This window comes from Rhodanobacter sp. T12-5, from assembly GCF_008329435.1.
Lineage (GTDB): Bacteria > Pseudomonadota > Gammaproteobacteria > Xanthomonadales > Rhodanobacteraceae > Rhodanobacter.
On record NZ_NPKN01000007.1, the window covers coordinates 30,816 to 47,163 of the forward strand.

The 16,348-nt window shown below is 63.7% G+C and carries 14 protein-coding genes and 1 tRNA gene; all 15 read right to left on the reverse strand.

Annotated features, from left to right (window positions below; all coding sequences use genetic code 11):
- Window positions 1-109: 109 nt before the first annotated feature.
- Window positions 110-1,615 (reverse strand): transcription termination factor NusA, encoded by a 1,506-nt coding sequence (nusA, locus tag CIW53_RS13830; RefSeq protein ID WP_149365310.1) that lies wholly within the window; start codon window positions 1,613-1,615, stop codon window positions 110-112.
- 48 nt (window positions 1,616-1,663) lie between these two features.
- Window positions 1,664-2,209: a ribosome maturation factor RimP gene (gene rimP / locus CIW53_RS13835; protein ID WP_149365311.1), complete on the reverse strand. Its 546-nt coding sequence runs from the start codon at window positions 2,207-2,209 to the stop codon at window positions 1,664-1,666.
- Window positions 2,210-2,405: 196 nt separating this feature from the next.
- A tRNA-Met gene (locus tag CIW53_RS13840) sits at window positions 2,406-2,482 on the reverse strand.
- Window positions 2,483-2,552: 70 nt separating this feature from the next.
- Window positions 2,553-4,007 carry an NADH-quinone oxidoreductase subunit NuoN gene (gene nuoN, locus CIW53_RS13845; protein WP_149365312.1) on the reverse strand — a complete coding sequence of 485 codons (1,455 nt, stop codon included), beginning with the start codon at window positions 4,005-4,007 and terminating at the stop codon, window positions 2,553-2,555.
- A gap of 12 nt (window positions 4,008-4,019) precedes the next feature.
- Complete coding sequence (locus CIW53_RS13850) at window positions 4,020-5,528, reverse strand: NADH-quinone oxidoreductase subunit M (RefSeq protein WP_149365313.1); 1,509 nt, start codon at window positions 5,526-5,528, stop codon at window positions 4,020-4,022.
- Window positions 5,529-5,542: 14 nt separating this feature from the next.
- Complete coding sequence (gene nuoL, locus CIW53_RS13855; RefSeq protein ID WP_149365314.1) at window positions 5,543-7,603, reverse strand: NADH-quinone oxidoreductase subunit L; 2,061 nt, start codon at window positions 7,601-7,603, stop codon at window positions 5,543-5,545.
- 4 nt (window positions 7,604-7,607) lie between these two features.
- On the reverse strand, window positions 7,608-7,913 hold the full coding sequence (gene nuoK / locus CIW53_RS13860; RefSeq protein WP_007513213.1) for an NADH-quinone oxidoreductase subunit NuoK: 306 nt from the start codon (window positions 7,911-7,913) through the stop codon (window positions 7,608-7,610).
- Window positions 7,910-8,557 (reverse strand): NADH-quinone oxidoreductase subunit J, encoded by a 648-nt coding sequence (locus CIW53_RS13865; RefSeq protein WP_149365315.1) that lies wholly within the window; start codon window positions 8,555-8,557, stop codon window positions 7,910-7,912. Before CIW53_RS13865 ends, nuoK begins: the two co-directional genes overlap by 4 nt.
- Window positions 8,558-8,566: 9 nt before the next feature.
- Window positions 8,567-9,058 (reverse strand): NADH-quinone oxidoreductase subunit NuoI, encoded by a 492-nt coding sequence (gene nuoI, locus CIW53_RS13870; protein ID WP_149365316.1) that lies wholly within the window; start codon window positions 9,056-9,058, stop codon window positions 8,567-8,569.
- Between the two features lie 3 nt (window positions 9,059-9,061).
- A complete protein-coding gene (gene nuoH, locus CIW53_RS13875; protein WP_149365317.1) occupies window positions 9,062-10,090 on the reverse strand; it encodes an NADH-quinone oxidoreductase subunit NuoH in 1,029 nt (342 codons plus the stop codon).
- Between the two features lie 5 nt (window positions 10,091-10,095).
- Entirely contained in the window at window positions 10,096-12,420 is a 2,325-nt protein-coding gene (nuoG, locus tag CIW53_RS13880) for an NADH-quinone oxidoreductase subunit NuoG (RefSeq protein ID WP_149365318.1), read from the reverse strand.
- On the reverse strand, window positions 12,417-13,742 hold the full coding sequence (gene nuoF, locus CIW53_RS13885; protein ID WP_149365319.1) for an NADH-quinone oxidoreductase subunit NuoF: 1,326 nt from the start codon (window positions 13,740-13,742) through the stop codon (window positions 12,417-12,419). The genes nuoG and nuoF overlap by 4 nt, the downstream gene beginning before the upstream one ends.
- Window positions 13,742-14,311: an NADH-quinone oxidoreductase subunit NuoE gene (nuoE, locus tag CIW53_RS13890; RefSeq protein WP_149365320.1), complete on the reverse strand. Its 570-nt coding sequence runs from the start codon at window positions 14,309-14,311 to the stop codon at window positions 13,742-13,744. Before nuoE ends, nuoF begins: the two co-directional genes overlap by 1 nt.
- A gap of 21 nt (window positions 14,312-14,332) precedes the next feature.
- Entirely contained in the window at window positions 14,333-15,586 is a 1,254-nt protein-coding gene (locus CIW53_RS13895) for an NADH-quinone oxidoreductase subunit D (RefSeq protein WP_149365321.1), read from the reverse strand.
- 2 nt (window positions 15,587-15,588) lie between these two features.
- Window positions 15,589-16,323 carry an NADH-quinone oxidoreductase subunit C gene (locus CIW53_RS13900; protein ID WP_149365322.1) on the reverse strand — a complete coding sequence of 245 codons (735 nt, stop codon included), beginning with the start codon at window positions 16,321-16,323 and terminating at the stop codon, window positions 15,589-15,591.
- Between the last annotated feature and the right edge of the window lie 25 nt (window positions 16,324-16,348).

Below are 16,348 nucleotides of genomic sequence, written 5' to 3' on the forward strand. Positions count from 1 at the left end.
CCCGCGCTTATCATCTGTGCGGCATTGTCTGCGCCGCCACCTCCATCCGTGGTGAAAGGTTCAGGAGAACCTTTCCTGGCACACCCATCCAGGGTGTTGCCGTCCGCGGTTAGCCGCCTTTCTCCAGTCGCGCGATCATCGGCGCACGCGCGGCCATGATGAGGGCTGCAGCCCGCTCTTCATCCATGCCCTCGATATCGATCAGGTCGTCCACCGCCAGATCCGCCAGATCGTCGACCGTGCTCACTTCACGGGCAGCCAAGGCATAGGCCGTCGTTTCGTCCATGCCTTCCAGCGCCAGCAGCTCTTCGGAAGGCTGATGCTCGTCGACGCCCTCCTCCACCGCCAGGGCCTCGGTCAGCAGCGCATCGCGGGCACGGGCGCGCAGTTCCTCGACGATGTCCTCGTCGAAGCCCTCCACTGCCAGCAGCTCGGCGCTGGGCACGTAGGCGATTTCCTCGACGCTGGAGAAACCCTCCTGCACGAGGATAACGGCAATCTCCTGATCCACTTCGAGCTTGTCCATGAACAGCGCCCGCGCGGCGTCCTGCTCGGACTCGCTCTTGGCGGTGACCTGGTCCTGGGTCATCACGTTGAGCTGCCAGCCGGTCAGCTTGCTGGCGAGACGCACGTTCTGGCCGCCCCGGCCGATCGCCTGGGACAGCTTGTCCTCGGCCACCGCGATGTCCATCGAGTGCTTTTCCTCGTCCATGATGATGGACTGCACTTCCGCCGGCGCCATCGCGTTGATGACGTACTGCGCCTGGTTCTCGTGCCACAGGATGATGTCGACGCGTTCGCCGTTGAGGTCGTTGGAGACCGCCTGCACGCGCGAACCGCGCATGCCGATGCAGGCACCGATCGGATCGGTGCGGCTGTCATGGGCCAGCACGGCGATCTTGGCGCGGTCGCCCGGATCGCGGGCGCAGCCCTTGATCTCGACCAGGCCCTGGCCGACTTCCGGCACTTCCAGCTTGAACAGCTCGATCATGAATTCCGGCGCGGCACGCGACACGAACAGCTGCGGACCGCGGGCCTCGGAACGCACTTCGTACAGATAACCACGCACGCGGTCGCCGACGCGGGCCGACTCGCGCGGAATCGTCTTGTCGCGCGGGATGAACGCCTCGGCATTGCTGCCCAGGTCCAGGTAGATGTTGCCGCGCTCGACGCGCTTGACGATGCCGGTGACCAGCTCGCCCACGCGATCGGCGAACGCATCGACCACCTGCTGGCGCTCGGCTTCGCGCACGCGCTGCACGATCACCTGCTTGGCGGCCTGCGCGGCGATGCGACCGAACTCGGCGTTCTCGACCTGCTGCTCGATATACTGGCCCACTTCGGCGTCGGCGCGCTCGTCCAGCGCGTCCATCAGGCGCAGTTGGTACGACGGCGATTCCATCTCGCCGTCGTCGGCGATGATTTCCCAGCGACGGAACGTCTCGTATTCGCCGGTGTTGTGATCGATCGACACGCGGATGTCGGGCTCCTCTTCCGGATAGCGTTTCTTCGCGGCGGAAGCCAGCGCGGCCTCCATCGCCTCGAAAATCACTTCCAGCGGCACGCCCTTTTCATTGGCAACCGCGTCGACGACCAGCAAAAGTTCTTTGCTCATTGCAGCAACTCCATAGGACACCCAACGGTGTCCACCAAATCTGACGGATTATTCTTTCGCGGCCTTGGGGGCCGTTGTCTTGCCGCCGCGCTTGGGCTGCGGCGCATAACCAAGCGCCACCCAGTCCGGCACCACACGCGCACTTTCCACCAGCGCGTGCTCGAATTCGAATGTCTTGCCTTCGGCTTCCAGCACGATGTGTTCGCCTTCCACCGACACCAGCTTGCCGCGCAGGCGACGACGCCCTTCCAGCATGGTCTTCAACAACAACTTCACTTCCTGTCCGCTGGCCCGCGCAAACTGTGCAGCGGTGAACAACGGGCGATCCAGTCCTGGCGAGGAAACCTCCAGCACGTAATGGCCGGGGATCGGGTCCTCCACGTCGAGCAGGGCGGACAATTCGCGGCTGGCGGTCTCGCAATCCTCGATACCGACTTCGCGCCGCTCGCCGTCGCCCGCTTCCTTGTCGAGCAAGTCCAGATAGACGCGCAGGGTACTCTGCCCGTGCGACGGGGTGAACTCCACGCCAAGGCATTCCAGGCCCAGATCGGCCAGTACCCCGGTGAAGCGTTGTGCCAGTGCCTGTGTATCCATGGGTTGCCTTTCCGACTCGCTCTCCGAACCGCAGAAACAAAAAATGGGCTCCAACGGCCCATTTCCTTATCTCGCCGATGTCCCTCCTCATGCAGCTCTTTCCGGTGCGCAGGGCTGCCGAAGCAACCAGGCACGACGCATCCGTGCGCCCAACAAAAAAGCCTCACGAGGAGGCTTTCTTGCATCAAGAAAGATCTGGTAGCGGGGGCAGGATTCGAACCTGCGACCTTCGGGTTATGAGCCCGACGAGCTGCCAGACTGCTCCACCCCGCATCAGAGTCCGAAGAGTCTACCGGGGTGGCCGGTTTCTTGCAAGCCTTGTCGTGAACAAATCCATCGTTGCTCAGAGACCGAACGCACGTCGGCACCAGCCGAGCAGCGGTCCCCAGTACATGCCCAGCACCAATAGCGACAATGCATTCAGCGACAGCACCACGCGCAGCGGCTTGTCCCGTTGCACCTGCAGCGCACTGTCTTCGGCCGGCTTGTCGAAGTACATCACCTTGACCACGTACAGGTAGTAGTACAGGCCGATGATGGCAAACACGATGCCGACGATGGCCAGCCACAGCATATTCGCGTGGATCGCCGCCTCCAGCACCAGCACCTTGGCCCAGAAGCCGAACAGCGGCGGCACGCCGGCCAGCGAGAACATCGCCAGCAGCATCAGGAACGCCATCCACGGCGACTTCTGGTTGAGCCCCTTCAGGTCGGCGATTTCCTCGCACTCGAAACCCGCCCGGGTCAGCGCCAGCATCACGCCGAACGCGGCCACGCCCATCAGCGCGTAGCAGATCGCGTAGAACATCGCAGCGGCATAGCCTTCCGGGCCGGCGGCGGAAAGGCCGAGCAACAGGTAGCCCATGTGCGAGATGGTCGAATACGCCAGCATGCGCTTGAGGTTGGTCTGCACGATTGCGACCAGGTTGCCGATCGCCAGCGAAGCCACCGCCAGCACGGCCAGCATCAGCTGCCAGTGGTGCGACAGGTCGCCCATGCCGGCATCGAGCAGGCGGTAGGCCATGCCGAACGCCGCCAGCTTCGAGCCTGAAGCGATGAAGGTGGTGACCGGGGTGGGCGCACCCTGGTAGACGTCGGGAATCCACATGTGGAACGGTGCGGCACCCAGCTTGAAGCCGATGCCCACGATCATGAAGATCAATCCGAACAACAGCAGGGTCGGCGCCGTGGTGTAGCTCATCACGTTGTGCAACTGGGCCAGGTCCAGGCTTGGAGTGCCACCCATGCCCGAAGCGCCGTAAACCATCGACATGCCGTACAGCAGCATGCCCGAGGCCAGCGCGCCCAGCACGAAGTACTTGATCGCCGCTTCCGGCGGCAACTTGGCATCGCGGTTCAGCGCCACCAGCGCATACGACGACAACGACAACAATTCCAGACCCAGGTAGACGGTCACCAGGTTGCCGGCCGAGACCAGCAGCATGATGCCGATCACCGCGAAGATCATCAGCGTATAGAACTCGCCGCCAAGCAGCTTGCGGTCGATCAGGTACGGCCGCGCGTAGACGAACACCATGGCCGTGGTGCCCAGCGCGAAGACCTTGAGGATCTCGGCTACGTCGTCGCGCACGAACATGCCGCCGAACGCGGTGATCGCCTGCTCCGGCTGGCCGGCGATCACCAGATAGATCGCAACCAGCAATACCGCGATCGAGATCCAGTGCAGCAGCGGCCGCTGCTCCGATTTCATGAAAGCGTCCAGCAACAGCAGCAGGCACGCTGCCGCCACCAGGTAGAACTCCGGCAACAGGATCAGGATGTCATTGATGGTTGGCATGTTCGATCCCGATCAAATCTTGTGAATGGCAAGCTGTCGCACCAGTTGCGACACCGAGCTGTCCATCAGGTGGACCAGCGGCTGCGGCCAGATGCCCAGCGCCAGCACGGCAGCGGCAAAGGCCACCAGCACGAACGTCTCGCGGCCGTTGATTTCCTTCATCTCGGCCACGTGCGGGTTGGTGATCTCGCCCCACAGCACGCGCTTGACCAGCCACAGCGTGTAGGCCGCACCGATGATCAGCGTGAACGCGGCGAACAGTGCGATCCAGGGGTTGGCGGCAAAGCTGGCCAGGATCACCATGAACTCGCCGACGAAACCGCTGGTGCCCGGCAGGCCGCAATTGGCCATCGCGAACAGCACGTAGAAGAAGCCGAACCACGGCATCACGTTGATGACGCCGCCGTAATCCTTGATCTGGCGCGTGTGCAAGCGGTCGTACATCACGCCGATGCAGGTGAACATCGCGCCGGAAACGAAGCCGTGCGAGATCATCTGGATCATCGCGCCCTGCATGCCGAGCAGCGCCATGTCGGTGCTGCCCTGCTCGCGCACCAGCGCGAACGCGATGAAGATGCCCAGGGTGACGAAGCCCATGTGGGCCACCGACGAATACGCCACCAGCTTTTTCATGTCCTCCTGCACCAGCGCGACATAGCCGATGTAGACGATCGCAATGAGGCTGAGCGCGATGATCAGCCAGGCGAAGTGCGCACCTGCGTCCGGCACGATCGGCAGGATGAAGCGAAGCATTCCGTACGTGCCGACCTTCAGCATCACCGCGGCCAGCACCACCGAGCCTCCGGTCGGTGCCTCGACGTGGGCATCCGGCAGCCAGGTGTGCACCGGCACCATCGGCACCTTGATCGCGAACGCGATCAGGAACGCGAAGAAGATCCAGGCTTGCTCCTTGAACGTCAGCGGCAGCGCCGCCAGCGTGGCCAGGTCGAACGTGTGCGCCTTCTGATACAGATACAGCAGCGCGATCAGCATGAAGACCGAGCCGAAGAACGTGTAGATGAAGAACTTCAGCGTCGCATACACACGGCGAGGACCACCCCATATGCCGATCAGGATGAACATCGGGATCAGGATCGCCTCGAACAGCGCATAGAACAGCAGTGCGTCGGTGGCGCAGAACACGCCGATCAGCAGGCCTTCCAGCATCAGCATCGCGGCCATGTACTGGTGCGGCTTGTCCTGGATGACCTCCCAGGCGCCCGCGATCACCAGGATGCCGACGAAGGTGGTCATCACGATCAGCGCCACCGAGATGCCGTCGACCGCCAGCCCGTAATGCACGCCCCACGAAGCGATCCACAAGTAGCTTTCGGCCAGCTGCATGCCGCCCGCATCGGCGTTGTACTGCAGCAGCAGGAACAGGCTGACCACGAAGGTCAGCACGGCCACCAGCATCGACAGCCAGCGGGCCAGGTTGGGTCGCGCCGCGCCGGCGAGCAACACCGGGATGGCACCGACGACGGGTAGCCAGATCAGCAGGCTGAGCAAGTGATTGAACATGGATCCCGTTTCCCTTATTGCCCGGCCAGTCCGGTACCAATGAACCAATACCCGCCAAGCAGCAGGATCAGGCCGAGAATCATCGCGAAGGCATAGTGATAGAGGTAACCCGACTGCAACCGACGCATGCTCGCGGCGATGCGATGCACCACGCCCACCGAACCGTTGACCATCGCGCCGTCGATCACGCCGCGCTCACCCACTTTCCAGAACCCGCGACCCAGCAGTACGCCGCCACGGGCAAACAGGGCGAAGTAGACATCGTCTACCCAGTACTTGCGATCGAGCACCGTCCACAACGGCTTCAGCGCGGACTTGATCCGGCCAGCCAGCGCCGGATTGAACAGGTAGACATACGTGCAGATCACGAACGCGGCGACCACCAGCAGGAACGGCAACTGGGTGAAACCGTGCATGGCCATCGCCGCCGCGCCATGAAACTCCTGTCCCAGCTCGGCCAGCACGTTGTTTGCCTCTTCCACGTGGATCGCGCTGCCGAACCAGTTGCCGAACAGCACCGGCCTGACCGTGAAGAAACCGACCAGCAGCGAGGGGATCGCCAGCAGCACCAGCGGCAACGTCACCACCCACGGCGATTCCTTCGGCGCATGCGCCAGTACGCCCGGCTCGTGGTGGCCGTGATCGTCGTGGTCGTCGTGGTCGTCGTGGTCGTCGTGGCCATGGCCATGATGCTCGACCACGGTGAAGCGCTCCTTGCCGTGGAAGGTCAGGTACATCTGGCGGAACGTGTACAGCCCGGTCACCAAGGCACCGGCCATCACGCAGAAGTAGGCGTAATGCGCGCCCCAGCGATGCGAAAGGCCGACCGCCTCGATGATCGCGTCCTTCGAGTAGAAGCCCGAGGTGAACGGGATGGCCACCAGCGCCAGCGAACCGATCCACATGGTGATCCAGGTGATCGGCATGTACTTGCGCAGCCCCCCCATGTAGCGCATGTCCTGCTCGTGATGCATCGCGATGATCACGGAGCCGGCGCCAAGGAACAGCAGCGCCTTGAAGAACGCGTGCGTCATCAGGTGGAACACCGCGCCGGAGTACATCGACACGCCCAACGCCACCGTCATGTAACCCAACTGCGACAGCGTGGAATACGCGATCACCCGCTTGATATCGTTCTGCACGATGCCGATCAAGCCGGTGAACAGCGCCGTGGTCGCGCCGATCACCAGCACGAAGCTCAGCGCGGTGGACGACAACTCGAACAGCGGCGACATGCGCGCCACCATGAAGATGCCGGCAGTGACCATCGTGGCCGCATGGATCAGCGCGGAGATCGGGGTCGGACCCTCCATCGAATCGGGCAGCCACACATGCAGCGGCACCTGCGCCGACTTGCCCATCGCGCCGATGAACAGGCAGATGCAGATCACCGTGGCGGCATCCCACTGCGTGTGCGCGGTGATCTGCAGGGTCTTGCCGATCAGCGACGGCGCCGAACCGAACGCGGTGGCGTAATCCAGCGTACCGAGGAAATACAACACCGCGGCGATACCGAGCAGAAAGCCGAAGTCGCCCACACGGTTGACCAGGAACGCCTTCAGATTGGCGAAAATCGCGGTCGGCCGCTTGTACCAGAAGCCGATCAGCAGGTACGACACCAGGCCCACTGCTTCCCAGCCGAAGAACAGCTGCATGAAGTTGTTGCTCATGACCAGCATGAACATCGAGAAGGTGAACAGCGAGATGTAGCTGAAGAAGCGCGTGTAGCCCGGATCGTCGCGCATGTAGCCGATGGTGTACACGTGCACCAGCAGCGACACGAAGCTCACCACCACCAGCATCATCGCGGTCAGGCGGTCGACCATGAAGCCGACGCTGGCGTTGAAGTGGCCGATATGGAACCAGGTGTAGATGTTCTGGTTGTACTCGACGGCGCCGCCCATGGTGAGCTGGTACAGGACCAGGAACGAAAGCACGCAGGACACCGCCACGCCGAGGATGGTGACGGTGTGCGAACCGGCGCGGCCGAGGAACTTGCCCAGGAAACCGGCCAGCACGCAGCCGACCAGCGGCGCCAGTGCGATCGTCAGCAGGATGGATGTGGAAAGACCCATGTGTTCAGCCCTTCATGCTGTCGATGTCGGCGATGTTGATCGTGCTGCGCGTACGGAACAGCAGCACCAGGATCGCCAGGCCGATGGCAGCTTCTGCCGCGGCCACGGTGAGGATGAAGAACACGAAAACCTGCCCCGAGACGTCGCCGAGGAAACGCGAAAACGCCACGAAGTTCATGTTCACGGCGAGCAGCATCAGCTCGATCGACATCAGCAGCACGATCACGTTCTTGCGGTTGATGAACAGGCCGGCGACGGCGATGCAGAACAGCACCGCGCCAAGCACGATGTAGTGTGCGAGCGAGATCATGGCTGCGACTCCTGTGGAACGGTCGGTTCATCGGGGCGGACGGCGGCCATCTTCACGATGCGGACGCGATCGCGCGGATTGACCTTGACCTGCTGGCTGGCCGACTCGTGGCGCGCATCGGCACGCTCGCGCAAGGTCAGCGCCACGGCCGCCACGATGCCCACGGTGAGGATCAGCGCGGCGATCTCGAACGGCAACAGGAACTTGGTGTACAGCGCGTGGCCCAGCCACTCGATGTTGTTCGACATGCCGGCGGCGATGGCGGGGTTGGCGCCCATCACCTGCGCATGCATCGCGCGCACGCCGATCAGGCCGAGCATCTCCACCAGCATCACCACGGCCACGATCAGGCCGACGGGAAGGAACTTGACGAAGCCTTCGCGCATCTTCTCCTGGTCGATGTCGAGCATCATCACCACGAACAGGAACAGCACCATCACCGCGCCGACGTAGACCACGATCAGCGCCAGCGCGAGGAATTCGGCTTCCAGCAGCAGCCACAGGCAGGCCGCGCTGAAGAAGGTAAGCACCAGCGCCAGCACCGCATGCACGGTGTTCTTCAGGGTGATCACCGACAGCGCCGCAGCGACGGTGACGAAGCCGAAGGCGTAGAAACAGATGAGTTGTAACAGTTGGGGATTCATCGTCAGGCCTCAGCGGTACGCCGCGTCTTGCGCGCGGTCAGCGGCGATCTGCTGTTCGAAGCGATCGCCGATGGCCAACAGTTGCTGCTTGGTCACCACGTTCTCGCCACGGTGTTCGAAGTGGTATTCGTGGATCGAGGTCTCCACGATCGAATCGACCGGGCAACTCTCTTCGCAGAAACCGCAGAAGATGCACTTGAACAGGTCGATGTCGTAGCGCGTGGTGCGGCGCTGGCCGTCGCTCTCGCGCGGTGCCGAGTCGATGGTGATCGCCAGCGCCGGGCACACCGCTTCGCACAGCTTGCAGGCGATGCAGCGCTCCTCGCCGTTCGCATAACGACGAAGCGCGTGCAGGCCGCGGAAACGGTTCGACTTGGGGATGTGCTCCATCGGGTAGCGCATCGTGTATTTCGGCTTGAACAGATAGCGCAGGGTCAGACCCATGCCCTGGAACAGCTCGACCAGCAGCAGGCTCTTGAAGTAACCGGTAACGCGATTCATGGCTTATGCCCCCACGCCGATGCTGACGATGCCCCAGTACTTCAGGCAGCCCGCCACGAAAACCCACGCGATGGCGATGGGAATGAACACCTTCCAGCCCAGCCGCATGATCTGGTCGTAGCGGTAGCGGGGAAAGGTGGCGCGGAACCACAGGAACATGAAGGAGAACAGGAACGCCTTGATGAACAGCCAGATGAAGCCACCATGCCCGATGAATCCCCACGAGGGCGGGAACGGCGACAGCCAGCCGCCCATGAACAGGATCGCGGCGAGGAAGCTCACCAGGATCATGTTGGCGTACTCGGCCAGGAAGAACAACGCGAACGCCGAGCCGGAATATTCCACGTGGAAACCGGCCACGATCTCCGACTCGCCCTCGGCCACGTCGAACGGCGCGCGGTTGGTTTCGGCCACGCCGGAGATGAAATAGACCACGAACACCGGCAGCAGCGGCAACCAGAACCAGTCGAAGATGCCCTTTCTGCCGGCCTGCGCGTTGACGATCTCGGTGAGATTCAACGAACCGGCCAGCACCAGCACGCAGACCAGGCACAGGCCCATTGCCAGTTCGTAGGAGATCACCTGCGCCGCCGAACGCATCGCGCCGAGCAGCGCGTAGCGCGAGTTGGAAGCCCAGCCGGCGATGATGATGCCGTACACGCCCATCGAGGTCATCGCCAGCAGGTACAACACGCCGGCGTTGGCGTTGGACAGCACCATTTTTCCGCTGAACGGAATCACCGCCCACGCCGCCAGCGCCGGCACCAGCGCGATCATCGGCGCCATGTAGTACAGGAAGCGGTTCGCCTTGGTCGGCAGGATCACTTCCTTGATCAGCAGCTTGGTCACGTCCGCGAAGGCCTGCAGCAGGCCGAACGGACCGACCTTGTTCGGCCCCATGCGGACGTGCATCCAGCCCAGGACCTTGCGTTCCCAATACACGAACATCGCCACCGCGATGACCAGTGGCAACACGATGCACAGGATGTAGATGATCGGCCACACGAGCTGGTTGATGAATTGATCAGCCATGATGCTTATGCCCTGCTCAGGGTGATGGCCGCGCCATACGGCGGCAGCGTGGCGGTGAGATCCTGGGCAGCCTCGATCCATGCCGCACCATCCGGCACGGCGGCATCGATCGCCAGCGGCAGCAGCACATCGGCGACGCGCACCTCGTCACCGGCGGCCAGCCCCTGGCGACCGGCTTCATCCGCATTCAGGCGTACCGCGGGAGCGCGGTTGAGCGGATGGGCATTCAATGCCGTCGCACGCCGCAGCACCGCATCGCCGCGATAGATCGGCCAGGTGGCCAGGCGGGTAAGCGCACCCGCGGCCTTGCGTTCGGCGAGTTCGTTTCGCGGCGTCGACGCACGCTCGGCGATGCCGTCGCGCAGGCCGGCAAGATCGTCGAACTCGAAGCCTGCCAACTGCAGGGTGCCGCCCAATGCGCGCAGCACCTTCCAGCCCGGACGAACCTGGCCGGGCGCCTTGGCGCCGGCAGCGACGCCCTGCGCCAGACCATCGACGTTGACCAGGGTCGCGTCGATCTCCGGCAGCAGCGCGATCGGCAGGATCACGTCGGCCACGTCGCGCAATGCGGCGCTGGCGTAGGCACTGAATGCCACCACCTGGTCGGCGTCATGCAAGGCCTTCAATGTCGCGGCGCCGTCGGCGAAATCGTGCGGCGGCTCGACGCCGTACAGCAGGTAACTCTTGCGCGACTGCGCCAGCATCGCCTGCGCATCCAGTCCGCCGTTGCCCGGCAGCACGCCGAGCTTGCCGAGGCCGATCGCATTCGCGCCGACCGGCAGTTCGTCGTAGCCGGCGCCGGTGGCGTCGGCGATGAAGCGGGCCAGCGCACGCAACCAGGATGCCTGCGGATGGGTTACCGCGGCTTCGCCGAGGATCACCACCGCCCTGCCCGACTTCAATGCGGCAATGGCCTCGCTGTCACCTTCGTCGCTCTGAGCAGCGTTGATCGCATCGGCCAATGCCGCTGGCGCGCCCGCTCCGGCAGCAACCGCTGCCCTGGCCAGCGACAGCAGCGCGTCGACCAGCGCCTGCGGCGCCACCACGGCTTCACCGGCCAGCTTGTAGTTGAAATCGAAATGCGCGGGATTGACCGTATAGACCTTGGCGCCCTTCTTCACCGCCTGATGCAGGCGATGGTTGACCAGCGGCATCTCGTGGCGCAGGTCGGAACCGACCAGCAGCGCGGTCCTGACCTGATCGAGTTCGGACACCGGCAGCGTGAACGACCGCGCCACGGCATTGTCGGCAAAGTCGAGCTGGCGCAGGCGATGATCGACGTGCGCGCTGCCCAGGCCACGGGCCAGCCGCATCAGCAGGTCGCCCTCCTCGTTCGAGGTGGCCGGATGCACCAGGATGCCAAGCTCGCTGCCCGGCGCCTTTTTCAGCGCTTCGCCGGCAAACTGCAGGGCGTCTTCCCAGGTGGTCGCCTGCCACTGGCCGTTGCGCTTCACCTCCGGCGCGCCGATGCGATCGGCCGCGTACATGCCCTGGTGGCTGTAACGGTCGCGATCGGACAGCCAGCATTCGTTGATCGATTCGTTGTCGCGCGGCACCGTGCGCAGCACTTCACCGCGGCGCGTATGCAGCCAAAGGTTGGAGCCGAGCGCATCGTGGTAGCCGATCGACGGCTTGGCGATCAGCTCCCAGGCACGTGCCTTGAACTGGAACGGCTTGTTGGTCAGCGCGCCGACCGGGCAGACATCAATGATGTTGCCGGACAGTTCGGTCTCGACCGTCTTGCCGATATAAGTGCCAATCTGCAGGTTTTCGCCACGGCTCATGCCGCCCAGCTCGTAGGTGCCGGCGATCTCGCTGGTGAAGCGCACGCAGCGCGTGCACTGGATGCAGCGGGTCATCTCGGTGGCGACCAGCGGCCCGATGTTCTCGTCGGCGACGGTGCGCTTGCGCTCGGTGAAGCGCGAGACGCTGCGGCCGTAGCCCAACGCCACGTCCTGCAGCTCGCACTCGCCGCCCTGGTCGCAGATCGGGCAGTCCAGCGGATGGTTGATCAGCAGGAATTCCATCACGTCTTTCTGGAACTTCAGCGCCTTGTCCGAGCGCGTCATCACCTTCATGCCATCCGCTACCGGAGTGGCACACGCCGGCTGCGGCTTGGGCATCAGCTTGCCGCCCATCTCCACGTCGACCAGGCACATGCGGCAGTTCGCGGCGATCGGCAGCTTGCGGTGGTAGCAGAAACGCGGGATCGACACGCCGATCGCGTCGGCGGCCTCGATGATCATCGCGCCCTTGCGGATCTGCGTCGGCTTGCCGTCGACCTCGATGTTGATCAGGTCGGGCGCGGTGCTGGTCGGCTGCGCACTCATGCAGCAACTCCACTGTTGGTTTCGGCGAGCTTGTCCTCGACCATCGAGCGACCGTGCTGCACGAAGTATTCGAACTCGTTCCAGAAGCGCGCAAGGAAACCCTGCACCGGCCATGCTGCGGCTTCGCCGAATGCGCAGATGGTATGGCCTTCGATCTGACCGGCGATCGCCTTCAGGCGATGCAGGTCTTCGTCGGTGCCCTTGCCTTCGACGATGCGCGACAGCACGCGGTACATCCAGCCAGTGCCTTCGCGGCACGGCGTGCATTGACCGCAGGATTCGGCCATGTAGAAGCGTGCGATGCGATGGCAGACCCGAACCATGCAGGTGGTTTCGTCCATCACGATGACCGCGCCGGAGCCCAAACCCGAGCCGGCCTTCTGCAGGCAGTCGTAGTCCATCGTGCTGTCGAGCATGATGTCGGCCGGGAGCACCTTCATCGAGGACCCGCCGGGGATCACCGCCTTCAGCTTGTGGCCGTTGCGCACGCCACCGGCCATTTCCAGCAGATCCTTGAACGGTGTGCCCAGACGGATTTCGAAGTTGCCCGGATTGTTGACGTGGCCGGAGACCGAAAAGATTTTCGGACCGCCATTGTTGGGCTTGCCGAGGTTCAGAAACCAGTCGGCGCCGTTGCGCAGGATCGCCGGTACCGAGGCATAGGTTTCGGTGTTGTTGATCGTGGTCGGCTTGCCGTAAAGGCCGAAATTGGCCGGGAACGGCGGCTTGAAGCGCGGCTGGCCCTTTTTGCCCTCCAGCGATTCCATCAACGCGGTTTCCTCGCCACAGATGTAGGCGCCGGCGCCAAGTGCGTTGTAAATATCCACGTCGATGCCGCTGCCCTGCACGTTCTTGCCCAGCAGGCCGGCCGCGTACGCTTCCTTCAATGCTTCTTCGAGATGTTCGTACGGCTCGTGGTGGAATTCGCCGCGCAGGTAGTTGTAGGCCACGCTCGAGCCGGTGCAATAACAGGCGATCGCCATGCCCTCGATCACCGCGTGCGGGTTGTAGCGGAGGATGTCGCGATCCTTGGCAGTACCCGGCTCGGACTCGTCCGAGTTGCACAGGATGTACTTCTGCATGTCGCCCTTCGGCATGAAGGACCACTTCAAGCCGGTCGGGAAACCCGCGCCGCCGCGGCCGCGCAGGCTGCTCTTCTTGATCTCGTCGACCAGCGATGCCGGATCGGGTTTCTCGGCGAGGATCTTCTTCCACGCCTTGTAGCCGTCGACCTGGAGATAGCTGTCCATCGCCCACGGCTTGTCGAAATGCAGCGTGGTGTAGACGACCTGGTGTTCCTTGGGTGCGGATCCGACAGCCATCAGTGCTTTCCCTCGGCGTCATGGGCATGCGCGGGACCGTCGATGCTCAGACCGTCGAGGATCTCGTCGAGCTTCTCGATGGTGAGCCGCTCGTGATAGTGGCCGTTCACCGTCATCGCCGGTGCGTAGACGCAGGCAGCGATGCATTCCTCTTCCTGCTTCAGGTAGATCCGGCCATCCGGCGTGCTCTCGCCCGTCTTGATGCCGAGCTTGTTCTCGCAGTGGCGCACCAGGCCTTCGGCGCCGTTGAGCCAGCACGAGATGTTGGTGCAGATCGCCACGTTGTTGCGGCCGACCGGTTTGGTCTCCAGCATCGAATAGAAACTGGCCACCTCGTAGGCCCAGATCGCCGGCAGGTCGAGATACTTCGCGACCGCGGTGATCAGTTCGTCGGTGAGGAAGCCCTTGTTCTGCTCCTGCGCGCCGAACAGCGCCTGGATCAGCGCCGAACGTTTGCGGTCCGGCGGGAACTTGGCCACCCATGCATCGATGTGCTGGCGGGTGTGATCGGTAAGTACGGCGAGGGGATCGACGTTCCTTACCTGCTCGAAATGTCCGGTGGCTTTCATGCGTTTCTCCGTCGTGCCGGCTCAGCGATCCACTTCGCCGAACACGAGGTCGTAGGTACCGATCATGGCCACCACGTCGGCGAGCATGTGGCCGCGCACGATGGTGTCCATGGATGAAAGATGGGCGAAGCCCGGTGCGCGCAGGTGCACGCGGAACGGCTTGTTGGCACCGTCCGAAACCAGGTAGCAGCCGAACTCGCCCTTGGGCGCCTCGACCGCGGCATAGGTTTCGCCGGCCGGCACGCAGTAGCCCTCGGTGAACAGCTTGAAGTGGTGGATCATGGCTTCCATGTCCTCCTTCATCTCGACCCGCGACGGCGGAGCGACCTTGAAGTTCTTCACCATCACCGGGCCCGGATTGGCCTTCAGCCACTGTACGCACTGGCGGATGATCCGGTTGGACTGGCGCATCTCCTCCACCCGAACCAGGTAGCGGTCGTAGCAGTCGCCGTTGACGCCGACGGGAATGTCGAAATCCATCTCGGCGTACTTCGCGTACGGCTGCTTCTTGCGCAGGTCCCACTCGACGCCGGAGCCGCGCAGCATCGCGCCGGTCATGCCCCACTGCTGGGCCAGTTCCGGGCTGACCACGCCGATACCGACGGTGCGCTGCTTCCAGATGCGGTTGGTGGTGAGCAGTTCCTCGTACTCGTCCACCTTGGTCGGAAAGTCGGCGGTGAATGCTTCGAGGAAATCGAGCATCGAACCTTCGCGCCAGCTGTTGATGCGCTTGAGGTCGGCGCCCTTGTGCCAGGGCGACTCGCGGTATTTCGACATCTGCTCGGGCAGGTCGCGGTAGACGCCGCCGGGACGGTAGTACGTGGCGTGCATGCGCGCGCCCGAGACCGCCTCGTAGACGTCCATCAGCTCTTCGCGCTCGCGGAACGCGTACAGGATCACCGCCATCGCACCGAGGTCGAGCGCGTTCGAACCGATCCACATCAGGTGGTTCAGGATGCGGGTGATCTCGTCGAACATGGTGCGGATGTACTGCGCACGCTCCGGCGCCTCGATCCCCAGCAGGTTCTCGATCGCCTTCACGTAGGCGTGCTCGTTGCACATCATCGAGACGTAGTCGAGCCGGTCCATGTAGCCGATCGACTGGTTGAACGGCTTGGACTCGGCCAGCTTCTCGGTGCCGCGATGCAGCAGACCCACGTGCGGGTCGGCGCGGACGATGGTTTCGCCGTCCATCTCCATCACCAGGCGCAGCACGCCGTGCGCGGCCGGATGCTGCGGGCCGAAGTTCATGGTGTAGTTGCGGATTTCCTGCATGCTCAATTCTCCCGCCACTTGTCGGCGGCTTCAGCCCGCGCCTGCACCAGGTCGGCGTCGTCGCGGATGGTGCGCGGCACCAGCACGCGCGGCTCGATCGACACCGGCTCGTAGATCACCCGCTTCTGCTCGGGGTCGTAACGCACCTCGACGTTGCCGATCAGCGGGAAGTCCTTGCGGAACGGATGGCCGACGAAACCGTAGTCGGTGAGGATGCGGCGAAGGTCCGGATGGCCATCGAAGATGATGCCGTACAGGTCGAACGTCTCGCGCTCGAACCAGTTCACGCCCGGCCAGACCAGGGTCAGCGACGGGATCATCGGAAGGCTGTCGTCCTCGCAGAACACGCGCAGCCGCAGGCGGCGGTTGTGCTGGATCGACAACAGCTGGATCACCGCGGCGTAGCGGCGCGGCTGGTTCTCGCCGTTGCCGCGCGGGCGTCCGGCCCAATCGAAACGCCCCTGGGCCTGACCTTCCACGCCACGTGAGAAACCGGTACCGGAAACGGTCTCGGTATCCCACTCGGTCTGGCCGTAGCCGAGGTAGTCGATGCCGCACAGGTCGATCAGTTCGCTGAAGCGGAACGCCGGCTCGTCGCGCAGCGCGGTGGCCACCGCGACCAGGTCGGCGGCGCCCAGCTCGGCGACGGTCTCGTTGCGCGATGTGCTGATGGCCAGCGTATCGCCGAATCGCGCGGCGAGCTGCTCGGCCAGCGAGGTCTTTGGGGTGTCGGTCATGGGCTGCGCCTTCAGGGTGTGCCGC